23 protein-coding genes are annotated in these 22,928 nt (G+C 57.6%); 8 read left to right on the plus strand and 15 right to left on the minus strand.

Annotated features, from left to right (window positions below; genetic code table 11):
* Window positions 1–49: 49 nt before the first annotated feature.
* The 4 genes from LCM21_RS09870 to LCM21_RS09885 all read right to left on the minus strand — a co-directional run bounded on the left by LCM21_RS09870 (window position 50) and on the right by LCM21_RS09885 (window position 2,033).
* A complete protein-coding gene (locus LCM21_RS09870; protein ID WP_068334771.1) occupies window positions 50–238 on the minus strand; it encodes a ubiquinol-cytochrome c reductase iron-sulfur subunit N-terminal domain-containing protein in 189 nt (62 codons plus the stop codon).
* 61 nt (window positions 239–299) lie between these two features.
* Entirely contained in the window at window positions 300–911 is a 612-nt protein-coding gene (locus LCM21_RS09875) for a TorD/DmsD family molecular chaperone (RefSeq protein WP_068334774.1), read from the minus strand.
* 4 nt (window positions 912–915) lie between these two features.
* Window positions 916–1,482 carry a DUF3306 domain-containing protein gene (locus LCM21_RS09880; RefSeq protein WP_224890443.1) on the minus strand — a complete coding sequence of 189 codons (567 nt, stop codon included), beginning with the start codon at window positions 1,480–1,482 and terminating at the stop codon, window positions 916–918.
* Window positions 1,479–2,033: a DUF3305 domain-containing protein gene (locus tag LCM21_RS09885; protein WP_224890444.1), complete on the minus strand. Its 555-nt coding sequence runs from the start codon at window positions 2,031–2,033 to the stop codon at window positions 1,479–1,481. The genes LCM21_RS09880 and LCM21_RS09885 overlap by 4 nt, the downstream gene beginning before the upstream one ends.
* A 239-nt stretch (window positions 2,034–2,272) precedes the next feature.
* Between LCM21_RS09885 and LCM21_RS09890 the strand changes: the two genes are divergently transcribed.
* Complete coding sequence (locus LCM21_RS09890) at window positions 2,273–4,228, plus strand: 4Fe-4S binding protein (protein ID WP_224890445.1); 1,956 nt, start codon at window positions 2,273–2,275, stop codon at window positions 4,226–4,228.
* Here the strand turns inward: LCM21_RS09890 and LCM21_RS09895 are convergent.
* Entirely contained in the window at window positions 4,222–4,950 is a 729-nt protein-coding gene (locus LCM21_RS09895; protein WP_224890446.1) for a c-type cytochrome, read from the minus strand. The two genes, LCM21_RS09890 and LCM21_RS09895, sit on opposite strands and share 7 nt — an antisense overlap.
* A 108-nt stretch (window positions 4,951–5,058) precedes the next feature.
* Between LCM21_RS09895 and LCM21_RS09900 the strand changes: the two genes are divergently transcribed.
* The 3 genes from LCM21_RS09900 to LCM21_RS09910 are packed head-to-tail and all read left to right on the plus strand — an operon-like array spanning window position 5,059 to window position 7,288.
* Window positions 5,059–6,120: an Mrp/NBP35 family ATP-binding protein gene (locus LCM21_RS09900; protein WP_224890447.1), complete on the plus strand. Its 1,062-nt coding sequence runs from the start codon at window positions 5,059–5,061 to the stop codon at window positions 6,118–6,120.
* Complete coding sequence (locus tag LCM21_RS09905) at window positions 6,117–6,806, plus strand: biotin/lipoate--protein ligase family protein (protein ID WP_224890448.1); 690 nt, start codon at window positions 6,117–6,119, stop codon at window positions 6,804–6,806. Before LCM21_RS09900 ends, LCM21_RS09905 begins: the two co-directional genes overlap by 4 nt.
* Before the next feature lie 2 nt (window positions 6,807–6,808).
* The gene (locus LCM21_RS09910) at window positions 6,809–7,288 is read left to right on the plus strand and encodes a DUF6505 family protein (protein WP_068335296.1); all 480 of its coding nucleotides are present in this window, start codon (window positions 6,809–6,811) and stop codon (window positions 7,286–7,288) included.
* Window positions 7,289–7,291: 3 nt separating this feature from the next.
* Here LCM21_RS09910 and LCM21_RS09915 read toward each other — a convergent pair whose 3' ends face one another.
* The 8 genes from LCM21_RS09915 to acs form a co-directional block, all read right to left on the minus strand.
* The gene (locus tag LCM21_RS09915) at window positions 7,292–7,792 is read right to left on the minus strand and encodes a flavin reductase family protein (RefSeq protein WP_224890449.1); all 501 of its coding nucleotides are present in this window, start codon (window positions 7,790–7,792) and stop codon (window positions 7,292–7,294) included.
* Window positions 7,793–7,882: 90 nt separating this feature from the next.
* Window positions 7,883–9,295 (minus strand): 3'-5' exonuclease, encoded by a 1,413-nt coding sequence (locus LCM21_RS09920; protein WP_224890450.1) that lies wholly within the window; start codon window positions 9,293–9,295, stop codon window positions 7,883–7,885.
* Between the two features lies 1 nt (window position 9,296).
* Window positions 9,297–9,815: a hypothetical protein gene (locus LCM21_RS09925; RefSeq protein ID WP_224890451.1), complete on the minus strand. Its 519-nt coding sequence runs from the start codon at window positions 9,813–9,815 to the stop codon at window positions 9,297–9,299.
* Between the two features lie 45 nt (window positions 9,816–9,860).
* Complete coding sequence (locus tag LCM21_RS09930; protein WP_224890452.1) at window positions 9,861–11,684, minus strand: DUF294 nucleotidyltransferase-like domain-containing protein; 1,824 nt, start codon at window positions 11,682–11,684, stop codon at window positions 9,861–9,863.
* A gap of 109 nt (window positions 11,685–11,793) precedes the next feature.
* Window positions 11,794–13,578 carry a sodium:solute symporter family protein gene (locus LCM21_RS09935; protein ID WP_224890453.1) on the minus strand — a complete coding sequence of 595 codons (1,785 nt, stop codon included), beginning with the start codon at window positions 13,576–13,578 and terminating at the stop codon, window positions 11,794–11,796.
* A gap of 5 nt (window positions 13,579–13,583) precedes the next feature.
* Entirely contained in the window at window positions 13,584–13,868 is a 285-nt protein-coding gene (locus tag LCM21_RS09940; protein WP_224890454.1) for a DUF4212 domain-containing protein, read from the minus strand.
* A gap of 178 nt (window positions 13,869–14,046) precedes the next feature.
* Window positions 14,047–14,730, minus strand: a complete 684-nt coding sequence (locus LCM21_RS09945) for an adenylate kinase (protein WP_224890455.1) — start codon at window positions 14,728–14,730, stop codon at window positions 14,047–14,049.
* Between the two features lie 7 nt (window positions 14,731–14,737).
* Complete coding sequence (acs, locus tag LCM21_RS09950) at window positions 14,738–16,702, minus strand: acetate--CoA ligase (RefSeq protein WP_224890456.1); 1,965 nt, start codon at window positions 16,700–16,702, stop codon at window positions 14,738–14,740.
* Between the two features lie 418 nt (window positions 16,703–17,120).
* On the opposite strand from acs, the gene LCM21_RS09955 reads away from it, so the two are divergent.
* The 3 genes from LCM21_RS09955 to LCM21_RS09965 all read left to right on the plus strand — a co-directional run bounded on the left by LCM21_RS09955 (window position 17,121) and on the right by LCM21_RS09965 (window position 20,236).
* Window positions 17,121–18,137 (plus strand): C4-dicarboxylate TRAP transporter substrate-binding protein, encoded by a 1,017-nt coding sequence (locus LCM21_RS09955; protein ID WP_224890540.1) that lies wholly within the window; start codon window positions 17,121–17,123, stop codon window positions 18,135–18,137.
* Window positions 18,138–18,199: 62 nt separating this feature from the next.
* Complete coding sequence (locus LCM21_RS09960) at window positions 18,200–18,829, plus strand: TRAP transporter small permease subunit (protein ID WP_224890457.1); 630 nt, start codon at window positions 18,200–18,202, stop codon at window positions 18,827–18,829.
* A 3-nt stretch (window positions 18,830–18,832) separates the two neighbouring features.
* Window positions 18,833–20,236 carry a TRAP transporter large permease gene (locus LCM21_RS09965; RefSeq protein WP_224890458.1) on the plus strand — a complete coding sequence of 468 codons (1,404 nt, stop codon included), beginning with the start codon at window positions 18,833–18,835 and terminating at the stop codon, window positions 20,234–20,236.
* Between the two features lie 53 nt (window positions 20,237–20,289).
* On the opposite strand, the gene LCM21_RS09970 is transcribed toward LCM21_RS09965, so the two are convergent.
* Together LCM21_RS09970 and rocF are read right to left on the minus strand one after the other, a co-directional pair.
* Complete coding sequence (locus tag LCM21_RS09970; RefSeq protein WP_224890459.1) at window positions 20,290–21,330, minus strand: ornithine cyclodeaminase; 1,041 nt, start codon at window positions 21,328–21,330, stop codon at window positions 20,290–20,292.
* 149 nt (window positions 21,331–21,479) lie between these two features.
* On the minus strand, window positions 21,480–22,400 hold the full coding sequence (rocF, locus tag LCM21_RS09975) for an arginase (protein ID WP_224890460.1): 921 nt from the start codon (window positions 22,398–22,400) through the stop codon (window positions 21,480–21,482).
* Window positions 22,401–22,486: 86 nt separating this feature from the next.
* On the opposite strand from rocF, the gene LCM21_RS09980 reads away from it, so the two are divergent.
* The gene (locus tag LCM21_RS09980; protein WP_224890461.1) at window positions 22,487–22,915 is read left to right on the plus strand and encodes an Lrp/AsnC family transcriptional regulator; all 429 of its coding nucleotides are present in this window, start codon (window positions 22,487–22,489) and stop codon (window positions 22,913–22,915) included.
* Window positions 22,916–22,928 lie beyond the last annotated feature (13 nt).

Raw genomic sequence — 22,928 nt, forward strand, 5'->3', positions numbered from 1 at the left:
CGACGTCAGGGCCAATCGCAACCGTCTGCCGGGTGTGACAACGTCCGGGTCAGAACCGGGCGCTGTCGAGGTATGCGCGCGTGTGCGCGGTGTCCTGCATCCGGGTTTCGTCCGTAGGCAGTTCGGCTGCTTCGGCCTGTCCGGTCAGGCTGGCGGCGGCAACGGCAGCGGGTGCTGCGGTTCCGGCCAGTTTGAGGAAGTCGCGGCGCGTGGCGCCTTCTTCCTTGGTCTTGCTCATGGGCATCTCCTTTCCCATTTGCAGTTTGACGCCCAAAAAGGCGCCGGCGAATGACAGCGGTTCAGGCTGTCGTCATTCGAAACGCCTCGCGCTCGATCTCCATGAACACCCGACCGGCCGTGCCGACAGATGCGTAAAGAACCGATGCTTCGGCTGCTTCCAGATCCGCATAGAAATGCGTGGCCCACGGGCCGATATGTTTGTTCCAGAACGCCTTTTGATCAGCCAATGTGGCAGGCACACCAAAGCGGCCAACGATCATGCCCGCCATCATCTCCATCAATGAGGCGATATTGTCCTCTGGCTCGAACACGTTTTGGGCCCGCGTGATACTGCGTGCGGCCATGTCCTTGCGCAGCTGCGCCAAGGGTTTTTCGTTCAGAAAGCCGGTCAGGTAAAAGCTGGCATAGGGCAACAGCTCGCCACGTCCCAGTCCAATGAACAGCGCGTTGAACTCACGTTCCGCAGCGGCGGGTTTGGTGACTTTTGCCACACGCGCCATGGCCTGAATGGCCTGCCCCAGATCAGTATCGTCACCAGTCAGGCCAGCGACCTGATCCAGCAGCATCTGATCCGGCGGGGCAGCCAGAAGAAGTCCAAGAAAGTTGTAGAAATCCGCGCGCAGGCGATCCTCGGATGAGACATCAAGTTGTTGCGCGTTGTTTGCGGTCATAAGGCTATCCTTCAAACTCGAATTTCATGCGACGTGGGGTAGGGGCCAGTTCAACCTCTTCGGTGTCCTCAGCCACAGCGACAACAACGGGCGTCGGGCTGGGCTCTTCCAGCAACTCGGGGTCCGCGTCCGGCTCGGCTGTGTCTTCTTCCGGCTGTTCTTCTTCAGCTTGCGCCGCTAGCGCTTCGATATGGGCCAGCATGCCTTTGCCGACCTGATAGGCCGTAGAGATATTTTCGATCACGCACGCAGCGTCGGTATAATCTTCGCCGTAATCGACCAGCCCGTCGACATTGGCCAGAACCGGGTTCAGCCGCCACAAACGCCGCAGTGCGCGGCGGCGCAGGCGGTCCGGCACAGCCTTGGCCATAAAGCCCGAGACGTCATCCCCGGCTTGCAACTGATCGGGATCGGGCAGGTTGAACTTAGCCAATATCTCGGCGTCGCTTTTTTCCTCAAACTCGGCCTGTTGTGCGGCAATGGCTTGGTCTTCGGCCGCGATCACTTCGGCTTCGGCCTCGGCCTGAACGGCGGCCTTGCGGCGGGACCAGAAGTCGTGGGCTTGGGTCATTGCGCGATCCTCCGAGGAGCGCGGTAAACGTCTGAGGCCTGCCGGATACGGGCGTCCCCCTTGCCATCTTCCACAAGATCGGTTCGTTTTTTGTCACGGCGGCGTTTGACGAAAACTTCGTCTCGGTGATGTTCCAGCGCAAAATCCCTGACCCAGGCGATCAGGCCGTCGGTCATCGGGATTTTCTCGACTATCTCTTCCCCGGTATCGGCATAGTCCTGCCCTTCGAACGGGGATGCCGTAACAAGGACCGCATCCATCGGACGTTCACCATCCAGCGCGTCGCGCAGAACCAGATAGATTGAGGGTTTGCCGTCAGAGAGGTTGACCATATAGGCTTCGGTTTCATCCGCCCAAAGTGTCAGGGGCAGGGTGGCGGCATGGTATTCCACCGCGTCACCTTCACGGCGTAATTCACGCCAGTCTGCCGGTCCGGCGCCCGGTAATACCGCTACGGCACGCCAGTTCCATTTGGCCCAGCGGGTGACACCAGGTGTTTTGCGCACGACGACGCCGATTGGCATTTCGATCTGGCTTGCGGCCTTGGCCACTGGCTCCTCCCCGAAAGGCTCTCCCCTGCCTTCCCTTGCGTCCACTATGGTACACAATTCGGCTTTGTGCCAAGCATGAATTCTTTTGAAACATAATATTTTAATGTCTGTTCCTTACTTCAATTGTCGGGAACTGGTTTCGTAATTCACAAATTCATCAATGAATGATGCCAAGCGGATTGCCTGAGTGCCAATACGGTTTAATGTGCAAAGCATAGGGAATGTGTCCGGGGGAGGAAATGGGTACCAAACTATTGCTTTGTGATTGCGCAGGCAGTCAAACCGTAGACGGCGACCGGATTGCAGGTTCCTGCGATGTTGAATGCTCCAAACTGCATACGGCACTATGCACCGATCAGCTGGGGTTAGTGTCACAAGCCTTGCAAGAGGAAGAGCAAGTTCTTATCGCCTGCGGTCAGGAGCAAGATGTGTTCCGCACCCTTGCCAACGAACTGGAAGTCGACCCGCCAGCCTTTGTGGATCTGCGCGACCGTGCCGGGTGGTCTGAGCAGGACAGCGCAGCAGCCCCCAAGATGGCCGCCCTGACTGCCGAGGCATTGCTGCCTCAGCCAATCACGCGCAGCGTTGATGTTGTAAGCGAAGGCACCTGCTTTATTGTTGGCCCCGGTGAACCGGCCTTTGAACTAGCCAAGAGGCTGTCTGATACGCTGGCCGTTACAGTGCTGGTGACTGACAATGCACAGCCGATCACGCGCAACTTTGATGTGGTGCGAGGGCAGTTGCGGTCAGTGAGCGGTGCGCTGGGTGGGTTCTCATTGCGTTTTGATGGATTGCAGCAGCTTGAACCGGGCGGTCGCGGGGCCTTCGGCTGGTCGGAACCGCGCGATGGCGCGCTTTCCTCCTGCGACATGGTTCTTGACCTGACCGGTGGCACTCCGTTCGTTCAGGCCCCCGCCAAGCGCGAGGGGTATTTGCGCGCCGATCCAAAAGATTTGGTCGCGGTCGAGCGTCTTGCGTTCCAGGCGGTCCAACTGGTCGGCACGTTCGAAAAGCCGCTTTACGTTCGGTTGGAAGAGACGTTCTGCGCGCATTCCCGTGCCGAACAAGTTGCCTGCACCAATTGCCTGGATATTTGCCCGACGGGTGCAATCACCCCGGCGGGTGAGCACGTGTCGATCGACCCTATGGTGTGCGCCGGATGCGGAGCCTGCGCGGCACTGTGCCCCTCAACTGCTATCACCTACGAAGACCCGCCCGTTTCCGCCGTTCTGTCGCGGATGCATATTTTGGCACGCACGTATCGGCGCGCAGGGGGCGAAGCGCCTCGGTTGCTGGTGCATGATGCACACGGGGCCGAGATGATCCGGCTTGTCGCACGGTTTGGGCGCGGCCTGCCGGCAGACGTCATCCCGTTGGAGCTGAGCGTGATCTCGGGATTTGGTCACGCCGAAATGCTGGCCGCGCTGGCCCACGGCTTTGCACGTGTCGACATTCTGTTGGCCCCGACCACTGAACGCGACGCGCTGAACCAAGAGCTGGCGCTTGCGCAGGCGATTGCAGGACCGTACGGGATAGGGCTGATTGATGAGGCCGACCCGGATGCAATGTCAGAATTGTTGTATGCGCAGGACGTACCACTACCCTTGGCCGATCCAGTCTTGCCGTTGGGCAATCGCCGACAAATCACGCGGCTGTCGGCGCAGGCGCTGAACCCTCAGGCAGATGCGCCCTTGCCGCTGCCAGAAAACGCGCCCTATGGAGCCATTTCGGTAGATACCGATGCCTGCACGCTGTGCCTGAGCTGTGTCTCGCTGTGCCCATCCGGCGCGTTGATAGACAACCCGGACAAACCGCAACTGAACTTTCAGCAGGATGCCTGTCTGCAATGTGGTTTGTGCAAGGGCATCTGTCCCGAGGATGCGATCTCTTTAGTTCCGCAACTGGATCTCAGCGACGCCGCATTGTCGCAGCAGGTTCTGAACGAGGAGGAACCTTTTGCCTGCGTGGAATGCGGTGCCCTGTTCGGGGTGAAGTCCACGATCGAGCGGATCATGGAAAAGCTGTCGGGCACGCATCCGATGTTCGCCACCTCAGAACAAGCGCGGATGATCCAGATGTGCGACAACTGCCGCGTGAAAGTGCAGTTCCAGCACGACGACAACCCGTTTCAATCAAAACCGAAGCCCAAGGTCGTCACGACCGAAGACTACTTCTCAGACAGAAAGGATCACTGAAGCTGTAGCGGGGCACCGAGTTCAGCCGCCTTGATAACCGACACAAAAGCCAGAATCGCCTCAAGCTCTTCCAAGGTCATTTGGACCGGATGGATGGGTGAGGGGCGCTCGGGGTCGAAAGGCGGCGTCAACCCGTCGATCTGCGTAAAGGCGGGGTGGGGGTTAAGGGCAAAGAAGGCTTCAAACCGTTCGGACCAATCCGGCATCGCGCGCAGCACTGCGAAAGAGGGGGTTGAGCCCAGCCCGTTCATCCGGTTCCTTGGGCCTATCACGTGACACCGTCCGCAATGGGCCATCGACAATTCCTCACCCCGGAGTGCATCGCCATCGATAGCGGTTTCCTGCTGGGTCGCTGCGACTTCGAAGCTGGCAGAGAAGGGTGCGCCTTTTTCCGGCGCAAAGCTTTCAACCGTATTCTTGCCGATATCGGACAACAGCCAATCGCGGAATCTCTCATGCCGGGCGTCACTTTCAATCCGCAGGTGATAGACCACACCGGCGCGTGCAAAGACCGGATCACCCGGAGGAGCCGTTTCCAACACCAAAACACCCGCATCATCCGCAATAACGCGTATCCCGGTCTTGAGCGAGAAGCGTGGAAGAATATGTTGCAACAGACCGGACTCTTTCACCTCAGCCGGGGCGGCAAGCCCCAGTGCCTCTTGCGACAAAGAGGGGGTGGCAGAGAGCGTCAGGGTCAGGCACAAAAGGACAAAGCGCATGGCCTAATCTAGCGGCCCGGCCCCAAATGCGTCAATTGAACAGAAAAAGACGGAGACACATGCAATGAAAATCAGCCACAAGGTTGGGCAGACGAACGGGGTAAAGGCATGAGTGTTCGGGACACGGTTCTGGCAAACCTGAAAAAGATCACCGATCCTGTCTCTGGTCAGGATATCGTCAGTGCGGGTGTTGTACGTGCGTTGAACGTGGACGGCGGCACCGTGCGGTTTGTGCTGGAGATCGACCCGAAACAGGCCGAGCGTATGGAACCCGTACGGGCCGCTGCGGAACAAGCCGCGCAGATGGTTGAAGGCGTGGCCAACGTCTCCGCGATGATGACTGCGCATTCCGACAAGGCACCGCCGGATTTGAAACCCAAACCAAAACCTTCGCAAACCGGACCGCAGGCTGTGCCGGGTGTTGATCGGATTATTGCTGTTGCGTCGGGCAAGGGCGGCGTTGGTAAGTCGACCGTCTCGGCCAACCTTGCCTGCGCCTTGGCGGCCGAAGGACGGCGCGTCGGTCTGTTGGACGCGGATGTTTATGGCCCGTCGCAGCCTCGTATGCTTGGGGTCTCGGGCCGTCCGGCCAGCCCTGATGGCAAGACGATACTACCGCTGCGTAATCATGGCGTGACGATGATGTCGATGGGCCTGATGACCAACGAAGGGCAGGCGGTAGTCTGGCGTGGCCCAATGCTGATGGGTGCGCTGCAACAGATGATGAAGCAGGTACAATGGGGCGCGCTGGATGTGCTGATCGTGGACCTGCCGCCCGGTACTGGTGATGTCCAGTTGACGTTGAGCCAGAAATTCAAGGTGGATGGCGCCATTGTCGTTTCAACCCCGCAGGACGTGGCCCTGATCGACGCCCGCAAAGGGATCGACATGTTCAACCAGCTGAAAACGCCGATTGTTGGAATGATCGAAAACATGTCGACCCATATCTGTTCGAACTGCGGGCATGAAGAGCATATCTTTGGTCACGGAGGCGTTGCGTCCGAAGCTGAGGCGCTGGGCGTTCCATTGTTGGGGGAAATTCCGCTGCATTTGGACATTCGTCTGGCCGCCGACGGAGGTGCCCCCATCGTGGTCACAAAGCCCGACAGCCCGCAGGCCGAGGCATTCCGTAAAATCGCCCGCGATCTGATTGCCAAGGGCAACGCATGAACAAACCGGTCTTTCCTCCCTTGTTGATGGGCCATCCCGCGCAGGGTGGAGAGGACCCGTTCGAGCGTGCGCAGGCCATGGCGGCGCTTGGCTGCGATGGCGGTACAGTTGTCTATAACATTCAGGCCGACCACCTCCGCGCCGCCATCGTCTTTGCGCCCGAAGTGCCTTTGCAGGACGCCATGGTGATGTTGCCGCTATGTGCCGTTGGTTTTCAGAACGCACTGGGTGCATTGGCGCCACCCGAGGTTGCCGTACATCTGGGGTGGGATGGTCTGATCTATGTGAACGGTGCGAAATGTGGGATGTTCCACGTCGCCGCGTCGACCACCGATCCTCAGATCGAGCCTGATTGGCTGGTCGTCGGCTGGGAGCTGGCATTGCTGCAAACAGGCGGAGATCCGGGGAAAACGCCCGATGTGACAGCACTTTACGACGAAGGCTGTGCCGATGTCTCTGCTGTGCAGTTGGTCGAAAGCTGGTCGCGCCATATGCTGACTTGGCTCAACCGCTGGCAAGAGGATGGCAATGCCCCATTGCATGGCGAATGGATGGGGCTGTTGCAGGGTGTGGGTGAACCGTATGAGGGGGGCGTCTTCCTCGGTACGGACGAACGGTTCGGAATGTTGATCCGTGACGGTTCACAGACCAGACTGCGGCCACTGACCGAATTGTTGGAGAACTGATGATGAAACTGGCCCGAGCGATCCATTTCGACGAAAGCGATATGAACGTGTTTCACTCTCCGGCGCGAACCGGCGAGTGGTGCATCTCGGGCGGGTTCGAGTTCTCGAATTGGGGGCAGGCCGATCTGGAAGGTAAAGCGCGACAGGCCTTTTCGAATGGCTGGCTTGGTGTCGAAACCTTCGGACGTGTAACATTTGTCGCGGTTACGCAGATTGAAGAGGCCGAACTGGATCAGGTCACGAAAAACCTTGCCGAGCACTTTGTGCAATTCTACGGCGCGCCCTCAGTGGAGGCCGCGTTAGGAGTTGCACAGGCGGAAGTGGCGCAAATGTGCGATCTGTGTGAGGAACACGCGCCGAACACGTTGCTGACCGTGGCGCGGGAGCTCTCCGAAACCGGCGTTCATGAGGCATTCCGGATCATCACACCGCAAGAAACCCAGCTTGAGGCGCTGGCCGTTCACGGCTCGGCCGATGAGTGAGGGTTAAATCTGGTCCGCGAACCCGCCGAACTGGCCGCGTTTGAAAATCAGGCCTTTGCCCTTGCGGTACATCACGCGTTCCACCTCACCAATAATGATCAGGTGATCACCGGCCTCGTGTTTGGCGTGTAGCTTGCAGTCAAACCGCGCGAGGCATTCGGTCAATTGCGGACGCCCTTTGTGATCCAACGCCCAATCCATATGCGAGAAGTCCAGCCCATCGCGGGCGAACTGTAGTGCCTGTTCTTGCTGATCCTCGGCCATCACGTGAATTGAATAGTGCTGACACGCGTTGAAAGAGTTAAAGCGATGGGAATCCTTGGCCAAGCACCACAATACCAATGGCGGGTCCAGCGACACCGACGAAAAAGAGTTCACGGTAATCGCGCGTGGCCCATTCCCCGTATCCGTCGTAATTACCGTAACGCCGGTTCCGAAGCACCCCAGAGCCTCGCGATAAGAGCTGACTTGATCCGGTGTGGGGGTGAAGTTTTTTTCTGTCATTTTACGCTCTTGCAGTCGTCGTGACTCAGGTGCCACGACTTGCGAAGTTTGTCCATGAAAAGCTGACAACACAGTTGAATGTGTCGATGTCTAATTCATGTCTTCCAGCAGGCGGCCATGCTGGCGGGTCGCTTCGACGACGGCTCCAAAGGTCGCCATGCCGCGGGCTTGCAGCATTGGCAGCATCTTGACCAGGGCTTGCGCCGTCGCAACAGCATCACCCAGCGCCGTATGCCGCAACTCATTCGGAATGGTGATCTCAAGCCGAGCGCATAAGGCATCCAATGTGTGTTTATCGCTGGCCCCAAAAAGAACCGCAGACAACAGAACCGTGTCCAGAATGGGGTGATCCCATTCGACCTCCATCCGCTTGGCGTGGCGCCGCAAAAAGGCCATGTCGAATGGTGCGTTATGAGCGACGATCACCGCATCCCGGGCGAACTGATGGAAGGTACGACCTGCCTCGACAATATCCGGCGCACCCTGAACCATATGGTCGCTGACTTTATGGACTTTGGTCGAGGCTGGCGGGATCGGCATACCGGGATCGACCAGCATGTCTAAATGTTCGCCTTCGACAATGCGCCCATTGACGACCCGAACCGCTCCGATCTGGACAATCTCATCCTTGTGCGGCAGCAGCCCTGTGGTTTCAGTGTCGAACACCACAAAGCACAGTTCCTGCAACGCGAGGGATTCGAACTGGCCTCCGTCCGTGCTGTTCAACAGGTCAAAGTCGTAAACTAGCGGCCGCGCTTCTTCGGGTGAGATATTCACCGCGCTCTCGTCAAATATCAGCAAGTAACCGGGCGCATCGCCCAACGGCTTCATCCGCGCGGAATAGGTCTGCGCACCGTCGACGCTGGTGAGCGTACAGTCGACTTCAAACCCAGACTTCGACAGTTTCTTGTGGGCCTGCTCCAATGGTCCGCGCTGCAAGTATTCGAACAAAGACGCGTTCAGACGAGGATGCGCGATCTGGGCCAGAACACCGGCGGCCTGCCCGTCATAAAGGACGATCCTATGCGTCGGACTGGCGAGAACCATCGCCACAGGTATCTCGGTCAGCAGCGCCGTCAGTCTCTTTTTTTCGGCTGTCAGATAGGCGGTTTCGGCTGCAACGGCTTGGGCGACATCTAGGGTTTTACCAGAAAGTTGCTCGGCCAACCCCGCCGCAGCAGGCGCAAGATCGCCCAGATAGCGTGCGGCTTGCGTATCGACATCCGTGCTGACACCAGCATGAGCACGCGCGCGCAATTGTGCTGACAAGCGTTCGATGGGTTTCGCAACATTGTCGTCAAACAGAAGCCAAACAGCGATAATCAGGGCGATGAACCCAAATCCCATCAGGATTTCGGCCATGATGAACGCATTGACAAGGGATGGGTCAGCGACGCGCAGGTAACTGATCCAAAGTGCAACAGAACTAACGGCAAGCGCACCTACGGCCAAAAGGCAGAAGAACAGAAAAATGCGTACGCGCAGGCTTAACCGGTTTAGCATGTTACACTCCGCAGGTGACCTCGATGATTGGGTCGTGGGCACTGACACTCAGCCAGTCGGCGTTCACTATCCCGCCATCGTCGCCGAATTCTGCCCCGTCCGCCAGACTGGCGCGGCTATTTGTGGCGCAGTTAACAGCAATCGGAAGTTTCTCGACAGGCGCCCAACGACCAAAAAAGTACATGTCCACAAGCCTTTGTTCCGGAACTTGTTCATTGGTCTGAACAGACACCGTGTCGACTGCAGCGAAGCGATTGACGAAAGGCACCGCATAGGTCCAAGGGCGATAGAAGGCTTTGCTTTCGACCTCCTGCACAATTTCCATACCTTCGGGCAGGGCCTCGACTGTTCTGTCGTACCAGGAATACTCACTGGCGATCGTCACTCCGATCATGCCCAACCCCGCGGCGACAGGCGCTGACCAGCGGGGCAGGCGACCGCCCGTCAGTTTGTTCACCAGCATGGCCACTCCGGCAAAGGCAAAGCCCGCAAAGATTGTGCCGATCAGTTCCAGAAACATATATCTCTCCGAGTTACGGGCGATTACACCCGTTTATTTTCTTGCCTAGCCCAGCATACCTTTGCCATGGCCCACGGCAGATTGCATCGTTTTTACAACAACGAAAGCGTCGCGTAGATGACTTCGCTCAAAGTCCGACAAAGCGGATGGCGGAAGATAGTTGTTGGGTTTTTCACCGGACTTTACCAGCCTCACCTGATGTTCCAGCCGTGTTTCTGCTATCAGATCATAAGCATCCAGCAGATCGCGCGCACCGGACGGGCTGAGGACATTTGCCGCTTCGGCAGCTTTCAAACGGGCGCGCGTATTGGCCTCGGTCAGTTGTCCCTGCAGGCTGTAGACGCGGGCTAGATCGACGACAGGCACAACGCCATTGTGCTTGAGGTCCAGCGTGTTGCGATGCTCACCCGACCGGATAGTTGCGAACCCGCGCAGCAGGCCAAGTGGCGGAGTATGCTTCAACGAGTTTGAAATCATGTGCGCCACGAAGATCGAGTTCGCATTGGCCGCCGCCAGCGTGTCGGCCTGAAGGTCTTCGAACAGTTCGAACGCGCCACCGATTGGACGCAGATCGAACATCACCGACGCCAGCATCTGAGCTTCGGGATTGGGTTTCGCGATCCAGCCGCTGAAATAGTCGCGCCAAACGCGTAGTGGCTGGCACCAACGCGGATTGGTCGCCATCATGTCTCCGGGACAGTAAAAATATCCGCAAGTGTCCAACCCGTCGGAAACAAATTTCGCCAGATCCGTGAAATAGGCCATGTCGCCTTCGGTCACGCTGTCATCCAGCATCAGGCAGTTGTCCTGATCCGAGACTCCGGTCTGTTCCTGCCGTCCTTGTGAGCCGCAAGCCAGCCAAAGATACGGCACCGGCGGCGGGCCAAGTTTCTGTTCAGCCAAGGCAAGCAGACGGCGGGTGGCGGTATCCGCGATGTCGGTAATCAGGCGAGTGACGATTTCGTGCCGGTTCCCGCCAGCGACCAGTTGTACCAACAGCTGCGGAATCTCTGCAGTAACCTGCGCCATTTCATCCGCCGAATTTGCATGTGCGATCCGGCGCACCAACTCGGCCGAGTTCACAGCTTGATAATGCGTCAGGTCAGTCTGCGTCACGATCCCAATCAGCTTGCCGCCCTCACAGATCGGTATGTGACCAATCCCACGCTCCATCATCACGTGCAGAACGTCCGAGCCGATATCAGACGGAGATAGCGTGATAGGGTTTGGCGTCATGATTTCCGAAACCGGAGTACCCGCAGGCATCCCATCCGCCACGTATTTTCCTGATATGTCACGCAGGGTTGCTATACCCAGCAGGCCATCGCTTTCGGTCACGCATAGTGACGAGATATGGCGGTCGCGCATCAGTCGCGCGGCCTCGTTTACAGGCAAAGAAGGCGGGCAGGTGGCCGGGTTATGCGCCATCAGCACGTCGATCGAACTGGTTGCAAGGCTTTGGGGGCTGACCCGGTCGCCTCGTGTTCGGTTGAAAAACTTGGCGACGACGTCATGGTCGTCGATTAACCCGCGCACCACATTGGGGGGCAGCACCATCAGCACAGATGGCGTGTGCGCATGTGCGTGGGTGGCGGCTTTGCCGTCTTTCATCAGGCCGCGCTCGCCAAAGGAATTTCGCAGGCCCAGTTGCGAAACAACAGCGCCGTTTTCATCCGTGATCTGCACCTGTCCTTCGTAAATCACAAACAGGCCGGGCAGAGTGTTGCCAAGCTCGTAGACAGGGAAACCTTCGTCGACCTCCCACACCTCGACCTGTTTTGCCAGATCGTCCAGCGTTTCGGGCGGCAGGGCGTCGTACGGGTGTACGGATTTCAGAAACCGGGTGATCTGGTCATGGGACAAAGGCATCAGTCGATCCTTGGCTTCTGGTGGAAAAATCCCGCCCGGTGGAATGCCGGGCGGGAAAAGTTGGTCGAAAAACGCGGCACTTGGAGGTTATCCATATGCCGCATCATGCTCATTTATTCTGAGCTGCACCCGCGCCACGGGGAATACGGACGCTTTCGACCAGTTCCTTGATCTCCTGCGGAGTCTCTTTGGTCATACCGGCGACAACATATGCGACTGCAAAGTTGATCATCGCACCGATAGCGCCGAACGAGGTCGACTTGATCGGACCCAGCAGTGGGTCAGCATCGGTGAACGAGTTGGTGTCCGGAATGAACAACCAGCCTTTGTGCAGGAAGATGTAGACCAGGGTCACGACCAGACCAGCCAGCATACCGCAGACCGCACCGGTGTTGTTGATGCGGGTCGAGAAGATCCCCATCATCAGCGCCGGGAAGATCGAGGCAGCCGCCAGACCGAAGGCCAAGGCCACTGTTTGCGCCGCAAAGCCCGGTGGGTTCAGACCCAGGTAGGTTGCGACAACGATTGCCACGGCCATCGCGATACGAGCGGCCAGAAGCTCTCCCTTTTCCGAGATCTGCGGGTTGATCGCACCTTTGACAAGGTCGTGCGACACAGCCGACGAAATCGCCAGCAACAGGCCCGCAGCGGTTGACAGAGCAGCCGCAAGACCACCAGCAGCGACCAGACCGATCACCCAACCGGGAAGGTTGGCAATCTCGGGGTTGGCCAGAACCAGAATATCACGGTTGAAATTGGTCAGCTCGTTTCCGGCCCAACCTTTCTCTTCAGCGATCGCCTGCAGGTCGGCATTCTGATCGTTGTAGTACTGGATTTTGCCGTCGCCGTTCTTGTCTTCCCAGTCGAGCAGACCGGTTTTCTGCCACGTCTTCATCCAGTCGTAACGCGGATCATTGTCGATATCTTCGACAGCAACCGCACCACCTTCAATGCCGCCGTTGGGCCACATCATGTCGGTGATGTTCAAACGGGCCATTGCGCCAACCGCAGGGGCGGTCAGGTACAGCAGCGCGATGAAAACCAGCGTCCAGCCAGCGGACCAGCGGGCGTCAGACACTTTCGGCACGGTGAAGAAGCGCATGATCACGTGCGGCAGACCGGCCGTACCGATCATCAGCGACAGCGTGAACAGAACCATGTTCAGCGTGTTTGCGTGGTGTGCTGTGTATTCCGCAAAGCCCAGCTCGGTCACGATCGCGTCCAGCTTGGTCAGCAAAGGCTCACCACTGGCCGTGTCGCTGAACAGGCCAAGCGCCGGAACAGGCGTGCCGGTCAGTTGCAGCGAGATGAAGATCGCCGGGATGGTGTAGGCTGTGATCAGCACGCAGTACTGAGCGACCTGAGTATAGGTCACGCCTTTCATCCCGCCGAACACCGCGTAGGCAAACACCACACAGGCACCGATCAGCAGTCCGGATGTGTTGGACACCTCAAGGAAGCGGCCAAAGGCCACGCCCACACCGGTCATCTGACCGATAACGTAGGTCACCGACGCGACGATCAGACAGACTACCGCAACGATACGTGCGGTCTGGCTGTAAAAACGGTCGCCGATGAATTCCGAGACGGTGTATTTGCCAAACTTACGCAGGTAAGGCGCAAGCAGCAGAGCCAGCAGCACGTAGCCGCCGGTCCAACCCATCAGGAAGGTTGAGTTGTCATAGCCGGTAAAGGCGATCAAGCCCGCCATCGAGATGAACGAGGCCGCAGACATCCAGTCCGCCGCTGTCGCCATACCGTTTGTGACGGGATGAACGCCGCGACCGGCGGCGTAGAATTCCGATGTGGAACCCGCGCGGGCCCAGATCGCAATGCCGATGTATAACGCAAAGGATGCGCCAACAAACAGCAGGTTGATGGTAAACTGGTCCATTGGGTTTACTCCTCATCCACGCCGTGTTCGGCGTCCAGCTTGTTCATGCGCCAGGCGTAGTTGAAGATCAGCACCAGAAAGACCAGGATTGATCCTTGCTGAGCGAACCAAAAGCCCAGATCAGTACCGCCTATGGCGATGCCCGATAGCAACGGACGCAGCAGGATGCCGAATCCAAACGACACCAGCGCCCAGATCGCGAGGCTGATGTAGATGAGACGCAGGTTGGCCTGCCAATAGCCCTTGTCGGCCTCGGCAGTCTGCGCGGAGTTTGTTGATTGATCCGCCATTGCGGGTTCCTCCTTGTTCTCGTTTGGCAGTCCTTGCCCAACTCCTCCAGTGCGTCGGACCGCTTCTCGAATGTGCCAAACGCCCCGTGACGTCAGGCAAAACTTCTCTGGTCCGCCAAGGCGGGTCCATTGAAGTATTCTGTTGTTGGAGCAGAGCCTTGCGGCTCGTCTCCTCCCCTTAGGTCATAACCTCGCGCACAACCCCTTGCAGGTCGCGGGCGATGTCATCGATCTGGCCCATGGCATCAATGCCTTTCAGAACGCCTTGGGCTTTGTAATAGTCAATCAGCGGAGCGGTCTGTGCGTGATACGCGGTCAGTCGGGATGCGACTGTCTCTGCGTTATCATCCGCACGGCGCTTGAATTCGGTGTGGCCGCACTTGTCGCACTTGCCGTCTTCCACCGGCAGCTTGAACTTGTCATGATATCCTTCACCGCAGCCGGCGCAGGTATAGCGACCCGAGATGCGGATCACCATTTCCGCATCTTCAACCTCGAGGCTGATGGCAGAGTTGATTTTTTGACCGGACGAAGCCAGCAGGTCGTCCAGCGCCTCGGCCTGTACGGTGGTGCGCGGGAATCCATCCAGAATGACGCCTTTTGCACAATCCGGCTGGGCCATACGGTCGCGCAGGATGGCGATGACGATCTCATCACTGACAAGTTCACCGGCCTCCATCACGGCCTTGGCGGCTTTGCCAGCTTCGGTCTTTGCCGCGACAGCTTCGCGCAGCAAATCGCCGGTGCTGAGTTGAACCAGTCCGAACTTGTCTTCAAGCATCCGAGCTTGCGTGCCCTTCCCGGCACCCGGAGGGCCGAGAAGGATCAGAACGGCAGGAGATATGGTCGTGGCAGCGTCCATCACATCCTCACTTGTTCGCACGGTTTTCGATCAGATCTTCGACCACCGAAGGATCGGCCAGTGTCGACGTGTCACCCAGGGCGCCAAAGTCGTTTTCAGCAATCTTGCGCAGAATACGACGCATGATTTTGCCGGAACGGGTCTTGGGCAGGCCGGGGGCCCATTGGATCACGTCCGGGCTGGCAATCGGGCCAATTTCCGTCCGAACCCAGGTGCGTAGCTCTTTCACAAGGTCGTCCGAAGGTTCACGGTCATTCATCAAGGTGACGTAGCAATATATACCTTGCCCCTTGATTTCGTGCGGGTATCCGACAACGGCGGCCTCGGCCACGGCGGCATGCGCCACAAGTGCGCTTTCCACTTCGGCGGTTCCCATACGGTGGCCTGAGACGTTGATCACGTCATCCACGCGCCCGGTGATCCAATAGTCGCCATCCTCGTCACGGCGGCATCCGTCACCCGTGAAGTAGTAACCTTTGTAATCCGAGAAATAGGTCTTTTCGAACCGCTCATGATCACCCCAAACAGTTCGCATCTGACCGGGCCAACTGTCTTTGATGCACAGAACGCCCTCAACCCCGTTGCCTTCGATTTCGACACCTGATTGCGGGTCAAGAACGACTGGCTCAATGCCAAAGAATGGCTTCATCGCGGCACCCGGCTTCATCGCGTGTGCGCCGGGCAGGGGGGTCATCAGGTGACCGCCGGTTTCTGTTTGCCACCACGTGTCGACGATGGGGCATTTGCCTTTGCCGATAACCTCGTTGTACCAAGTCCAGGCTTCGGGGTTTATCGGCTCACCCACGGTGCCAAGCGTGCGCAGATCGCTCAGATCACATTTCTCGGCGAATTCATTACCCTGACCCATAAGCGCGCGGATCGCAGTCGGCGCGGTGTAGAACTGGTTCACGTTGTGCTTTTCGCAGACCTGCCAGAAGCGCGAGGCATCCGGATATGTCGGGACGCCTTCGAACATCACCGTGGTCGCACCGTTCGCCAGCGGACCATAGACGATGTAGCTGTGCCCAGTGACCCAGCCGACATCCGCAGTGCACCAATAAACGTCACCGTCATGATAGTCGAAGGTGATCTCGTGCGTCATGGCGGCATAAACAAGATACCCGCCTGTGGAATGCACGACACCCTTCGGCTGACCGGTCGAGCCCGAGGTATAAAGAATAAACAGGGGATCTTCGGCGTTCATCTCGGCAGGTGCGCTGTAGTCATCCGCCTCAAGCGCCATTTCGTTGTAGTCGTAGTCGCGACCGTCGACCCACGTTGTCTGACCGCCAGTACGCTTGACCACCAAACACTTTACGGTGTCTTTGCAGTGCAACAAAGCCGCGTCCGCGTTGGATTTCAGCGGTGTCTTGCGGCCACCGCGCGGGGCTTCATCTGCGGTGATGACAACCTTGGCATCACAACCATTCACACGAGCGGCCAGCGCATCCGGGGAAAAGCCGGCGAAAACGATGGAGTGAATTGCGCCAATCCGAGCGCAGGCCAACATCGCGTACGCGGCCTCGGGGATCATCGGAAGGTATATGATAACCCGGTCACCTTTACGCACGCCAAGGGACTCAAGGATGTTCGCCATCCGGCAGGTGCGACGGTGAAGCTCGGCATAGGTAATGTGCTGGGCTTCGTCATTTGGGTCATCCGGCTCCCAGATGATCGCGGTCTGATCGCCGCGTGTTTCCAAGTGACGATCCAGGCAGTTGGCGGACACATTCAGCGTACCATCGGCGTACCAATTGATACCGACCGAACCAAATTCGTAGCTGACATCCTTTACCTGGTTGTAGGGCTTGATCCAATCTACCCGCTTGCCTTGTTCACCCCAGAACGCAATAGGGTCTTCGATTGAGGCCTTGTACATTTCACTGTACTTTTCAGCATCTACATGGGCGCGTGCAGCGGTTTCGGCGGATGGCGGATACACTTTAGAATCTGCCTGGGCAGCGGTTGTCATACTGAGGCTCCTCCCTCTTGACTTCATTTCACTGGGCCGAATCTTGCCCGCGGAACGGGCGATGTCGACCCGTATCCTCCCCGACGAGGATAATAAGCAGTTCTGAAAACAATGAAATAAATTACCGATATCCTTGGTTTTATTTGTAAAGAAATTTTATCCCACTGTAAAAAAGTGTAAACTAATTTCTAAATAGGTTAAAAAAATAATAAAAAACAATCACATGGATGTTATGCTTCCAAGTGCGAATTTGGCAACCTTAAGCTTGGATTTTTTACATCCCTGACTCATCTTTTGGTTGTTAGCGCTGGCAGACACCCTGCTTGGACATCCTTGTCTGGGGTTGGCAGGTTTCGATGTTGGCGCTAGCCTTATCCCAAGCGTTTATGTAAGAAGCGCAAAAAAGGGAGAAATCATGATGAACAAATTGTTCAGCGGTGCTGCTGTCGCCGCCGTAAGCGTTGCATTCGTGTCCGAGGCCGCGGCAACCGAATGGAATGCATCGGTCTGGGGTAAGCGGCGCGCATTTACCGAGCATGTCGAAAAGCTGGCGGAACTGGTCAGTGAAAAAACCAATGGCGATTTTACAATCAACGTCAGCTATGGCGGCCTGTCGAAGCCGCGCGAGAACCTTGACGGGATTGAGATTGGCGCTTTCGAAATGGCGCAATTCTGCGCTGGGTATCATCGCGACAAGAACCGCGCGATCACCGTGCTTGAGCTGCCGTTTCTGGGCGTAAACACCCTGGAAGAGGAAGTGGCGGTCAGCCATGCGGTTTATGACCACCCAGCGGTTAAGGATGAAATGGCGCAGTGGAATGCGCGCATCATTATGACCTCGCCGATGCCGCAGTATAACTTGGTGGGCACCGGCGAACCCCGTGATGAACTGGCAGAGTTCGAAGGAATGCGGGTTCGCGCCACGGGTGGTCTGGGCCAGGCATTTGAAGCGGTCGGCGGCGTGCCGACCTCGGTCCCTGCAACCGAAGCTTTCAACGCGATGGAATCGGGCGTCGTCGATACAGTTGCTTTTGCGCAGCACGCTCACCTGTCATTCGGCACCATCAACGAGGCCGATTGGTGGACCGCCAACCTGAACCCCGGCACGGTTAATTGTCCGGTCGTTGTGAATATCGATGCGTATGAGTCGCTACCGGCTGAGCATCGTGAAGCACTTGATAGTTCCATTGACGAAGCGATTGACCACTATCTTGCCAATTATGGTGGCTTGCTTGAACAGTGGGACGGCGTTCTGACCGAAAAAGGCGTGAAGAAGGTGGAAATCGACGAGGCCGTACTGCAAGAGTTCCGGACCAAGGCAGCCGACCCGATCCGCGAGCAGTGGATCGCGGAAATGTCCGCACAGGGACTTCCGGCGCAGGATCTGTACGATCTTGTACAAACCACGCTAAAGCAGCAACGCGGCGGAAACTGATAGCCGGCTTCGGGTGCCTGACCGGGCACCCGAACACCAATACAAAATAGGGGATCACCGGAATGGCAGGACAGGCCACGGTGCTTGAAGACGACAGCCTCCTCAGTCGGCTGGATCGTCACTTGTTGAAGTTAGAGCAGTTTTTGGCATTGATCAGCGGTCTGGCCGTTTTTGGCCTGATGGTGCTTGCCGTTGTTTCCGTCAGCGGGCGTAATGCGATCAATGCACCTTTACCCGGCTATGTGGACTGGATTGAACAGGCCATGCCGTTGATAGCCTTTCTGGGTATTTCTTATGTACAGCGCAGCGGTGGGCATATCCGCATGGACATCATGATCGCGCGTTTGCACGGCCGCGCGCTTTGGCTGTTCGAACTGATCTCGGTGATCTTGATCCTTGTGCTCATGCTGGCGCTGGTCTGGGGCAGTTGGTCCCACTTCGACCGGTCGTTCGACTTTGGCGCCCCCATGTGGAGTCGCGACAGTTCAATCGACATCGGTATCCCACTCTGGCCTGCCAAGCTGCTGGCGCCGGTGGCGTTTTCGGTTCTGTGCGCGCGCCTCATGCTGCAGATCTGGGGTTATGGCCGCGCCTTTGTGTTGGGTCTGGAGAACCCGGTGGCCGTACCACTGATCCAGGATGCGGTGGCGCAAGCCGCTGCCGAGGCAGAACAATTCGAAGGGCAGGACTAACGCATGGACACGATAGACATTGGCCTGTGGGTCACAGGCGGTCTTCTGGTTTTGGTTGTCACGGGCATGCGGGTGGCTTTTGCAGCTGGTCTTGCCGGACTTATTGGGCTGATCTGGATATTTTGGGCCAAGTTCGGATACGAGCCGGATCGCTTCGGCAAGGCTCTGACAGTCGCTGTCAAAACGGCGGGGCAGGTGCCGCATTCGAAAGTAGCCGCCCATACGCTCAGCCTCATCCCGACCTTTATCCTGATTGGGTACCTAGCCTATTACGCAGGTCTCACCCGCGCGCTATTCGAGGCCGCAAAACGCTGGGTGGCGTGGGTGCCGGGGGGATTAGCTGTATCGACCGTGTTCGCAACGGCCGGGTTTGCCGCGGTATCCGGCGCGTCGGTGGCAACTTCGGCCGTCTTTGCCCGGATCGCTATCCCGGAAATGCTCAAGGTCGGGTATAACAAGCAATTCGCAGCCGGGGTCGTTGCTGCCGGTGGGACGCTGGCCTCGCTAATCCCGCCTTCGGCCATTCTTGTGATTTATGCCATCATTGTTGAGCAGGATGTAGGAAAGCTTTTGTTGGCGGGCTTCATTCCCGGAGCGTTTTCGGCAGTTATCTACGGGCTGCTGATCGTTGGCATCGCGGTCTTTTTCAAAACTGTTGGCCCTCCGGTCACAGGCTTTACATGGAAACAGCGCTTTGCCTCGTTGCCCGGTGCATTGCCGATCGTTGCCGTTATCCTGATCATCATCTGCTTTGTCTACAACCCGTTCGGTGAAAAAGCGTGGGGTACCCCAACAGAAGGCGGCGCAATCGGTGCTTTTATTGTCTTCTGCTTTGCCGTTTTCCACGGAATGCGCTGGACCGAGTTGAAATCCGCCCTGCTGGAAACTGCTAAGCTGACCGCGATGATCTTTTCGATCATCTGGGGCGTGCTGATCTATGTGCGCTTTCTGGGCTTTGCTGATTTGCCGGGGGCCTTTTCGGACTGGATCACGTCATTGGAAATGGCGCCAATGTTGATCCTGATCTGCATACTTCTGGCCTATGCAGTGCTGGGTATGTTCATGGACGCTATCGGAATGCTGCTGCTGACGCTGCCCGTTGTCTATCCGGCAGTTATGGCCCTGAACGGAGGCGAGACAGTCAGCGCCGCAGAAAGCACTTTTGGTATGTCAGGCCCGATGTGTGCGATCTGGTTCGGCATTCTGGTTGTGAAGATGGCCGAGTTCTGTTTGATCACGCCGCCCATCGGTCTGAACTGCTTCGTAGTTGCCGGCGTTCGCCCGGATCTGAGCGTTCAAGACGTGTTCAAAGGTGTGACACCGTTCTTTATCGCGGATGGTGTCACCATTGCTTTGCTTGTGGCGTTCCCTGGCATCGTTCTTTACCTGCCGTCATTGGCCGGATAGAAAAAGCCCCCGGCGATGGGCCGGGGGCTAAGTACTGCCATTTGCGGGTCTTTTCAGCTTGCCCGCATCAGCATCCCATACAGGTCGCGTGGATCGTCGGGGTCGGCCAGCATGTCCAATGGCTCATAAAAATCAGTGCCTTCGATTGCGGACTTGATGTAACGAAGGGCCGAAAAATCCTCGATCGCAAAGCCGACGCTGTCGAAAAGGGTGATTTGGCGATCATCGCGACGCCCTTCGGCTTGACCGGTCATGACCTTCCACATCTCGGTCACCGGGTGATCGTCATCTAATGCCTGAATCTCGCCTTCGATCCGTGTCTGTTCTGGATATTCGACAAAGATGTCCGACCGCAGAAGGATATCCTTGTGCAACTCAGTCTTGCCCGGACAGTCGCCGCCGATGGCGTTGATGTGCACCCCGGGGCCAACCATGTTGTCGGTCAGGATCGTTGCGTATTTTTTGTCAGCCGTGCAGGTTGAGATGATATGCGCGCCCTCAATCGCCTCTTCCGGGGTTGAGCAGGAGACGACGGTCAGCCCCGTTCCCTGAAGGTTTGCGGCGCATTTCTTGGTCGCGTTGCTGTCAGTGTCGTACAGGCGCACCGTTTTGATCCCGCACATTGCTTTGAAGGCGAGACACTGAAACTCTGACTGGGCACCGTTGCCGATCATCGCCATGACCGTTGAGGACTTGGGCGCCAGATAGCTTCCGACCAGCGCCGATGTCGCGGCTGTGCGCAGTGCGGTCAGCATGGTCATTTCGGTCAGAAGGGTGGGATAGCCGGTATAAACATCAGCCAGCAGGCCAAATGCGGTCACGGTCTGCAAACCTTCGGACGTGTTCTTCGGATGGCCGTTGACGTATTTGAAACCATAGGCTTCGCCGTCTGACGTGGGCATAAGCTCGATCACGCCGTGCGGCGAATGCGCAGGGATACGCGGAGTTTTGTCAAAGCTTTCCCACCGCTTAAAGTCGGATTCGATCTGGGCGGCGATCTGGGTGATCATCTGTTCGACCCCAACGTGATGCACAAGCCGCATCATGTTATCGACGGATACAAAAGGCACAAGCGCCTTGTCGGAAGGTTGCATCGGGGTCTCCTATCGGCGGGACAGGTGGAGATCAGCAATCATGCAGCGCATGGTTCCACCGTTCGTTTCAAGTGTTGGAACCGCCAGTGGCGGCGGAGTGGGGTGGTCGTGTTTTTCAAAACCTGCATGACGGTCCGCGGGGGGATGCATCAGAAGCTCCGGGTTGGGCGGTCAAAGATGCGGCGACCCAGTAACGAGGCCGCAAGATCAACCATCAGCCTTGCGGTGCGGCCGCGTTCGTCAAGGAACGGATTCAGCTCCACAAGGTCCAGCGCGCAGACGAGGCCACTTTCGTGTAACAGTTCCATGACCAGATGCGCCTCACGCTCGGTTGCACCGCCTGGTACGGTTGTTCCGACGGCGGGGGCGATAGAGGGATCCAGAAAATCGACATCCAGCGAGACATGCAAAAGGCCATTCGCTGCACGGACTCGGTCAAGGAAAGCGATCAGGGGGGCTTTGATACCGTGTTCATCAATGCTGCGCATGTCGGCCAGCATTGCGTGATCTTTCTCAAGCCGCGCACGCTCAGCGGGATCGACCGAACGCAAACCGATCATGCCCACGCGATCAGTCGGGACTGGATTGGTCACCGGGGGAAACGCGTCAAAACCGGGCTGGCCCGTGAAATACGCCACCGGGGTTCCGTGAAGGTTGCCGCTGCCGGTACTGTCGGGTGTGTGAAAGTCGCTATGGGCGTCAAGCCACAGCACGAATAGCGGGCGGCAAAGCTTTTTGGCGTGGGCGGCCATACCGGAAACAGTACCCATGGATAATGCGTGATCGCCGCCCATGAATATGGGTAGCCCTTTCGCAGCAGAGTCTTGCGCCGCGCGGCTCAGCGCGCGGGTCCAGCCGATGACTTCGGGCAGGGCAAACAGGTGATCGTGTACAGGCACATCTGTTTTGTCGGGTGAAACATTGCCGATGTCTGAAACCTGGTGTCCCAGATCAATCAAGGCCTGATCCAGACCGGCCACCCGATAGGCGTCTGGCCCCATCCGGCAGCCCTGACGGCGCTTTCCCGCATCCATCGGAGCGCCGACCAATATAACGTGTTTGTTGTCCATATGTTTGTTTAAACATTCAGTACGGGTTGCGAAAAGAGGTCAAAGTGTTCAAAAAGAAACCGATGCATTCAAAATGAGAAGGCACCATGGACGGTTTGGACAGTAAGCTGCTGAATGCTTTGCATCGGGATGCGCGGGCATCGCTCTCAGAATTGGCGGATACGCTTGGTGTGACGCGGACAACAGTACGCAGCCGCTTGCAGCGCCTGAAGCAATCTGGCGAGATCGTGGGCTTTACCGTGCTTACCCGGCAGGATGTTGCGGAAAGCCCTGTGCGTGGCCTGATGATGCTTGAGATCGAAGGCCGCGGGACCGAGCGAACGATGGCACGCATTGCCGCCCTGCGCCAGGTTCGTGCCGTGCATACAACCAACGGCAGTTGGGACCTGATCGCCGAGATCGGCACCGAGACGTTGGCGGAACTCGACGAAGTTCTTTTCCTGATCCGACGGATGGAGGGGATCACCCGGTCCGAGACCAATCTGTTTTTATCCACGCGAAAAGGCCGGGTCTGAACCTTCGCAGTGT

The organism is Ruegeria profundi (assembly GCF_020171505.1).
Lineage (GTDB): Bacteria > Pseudomonadota > Alphaproteobacteria > Rhodobacterales > Rhodobacteraceae > Ruegeria > Ruegeria profundi.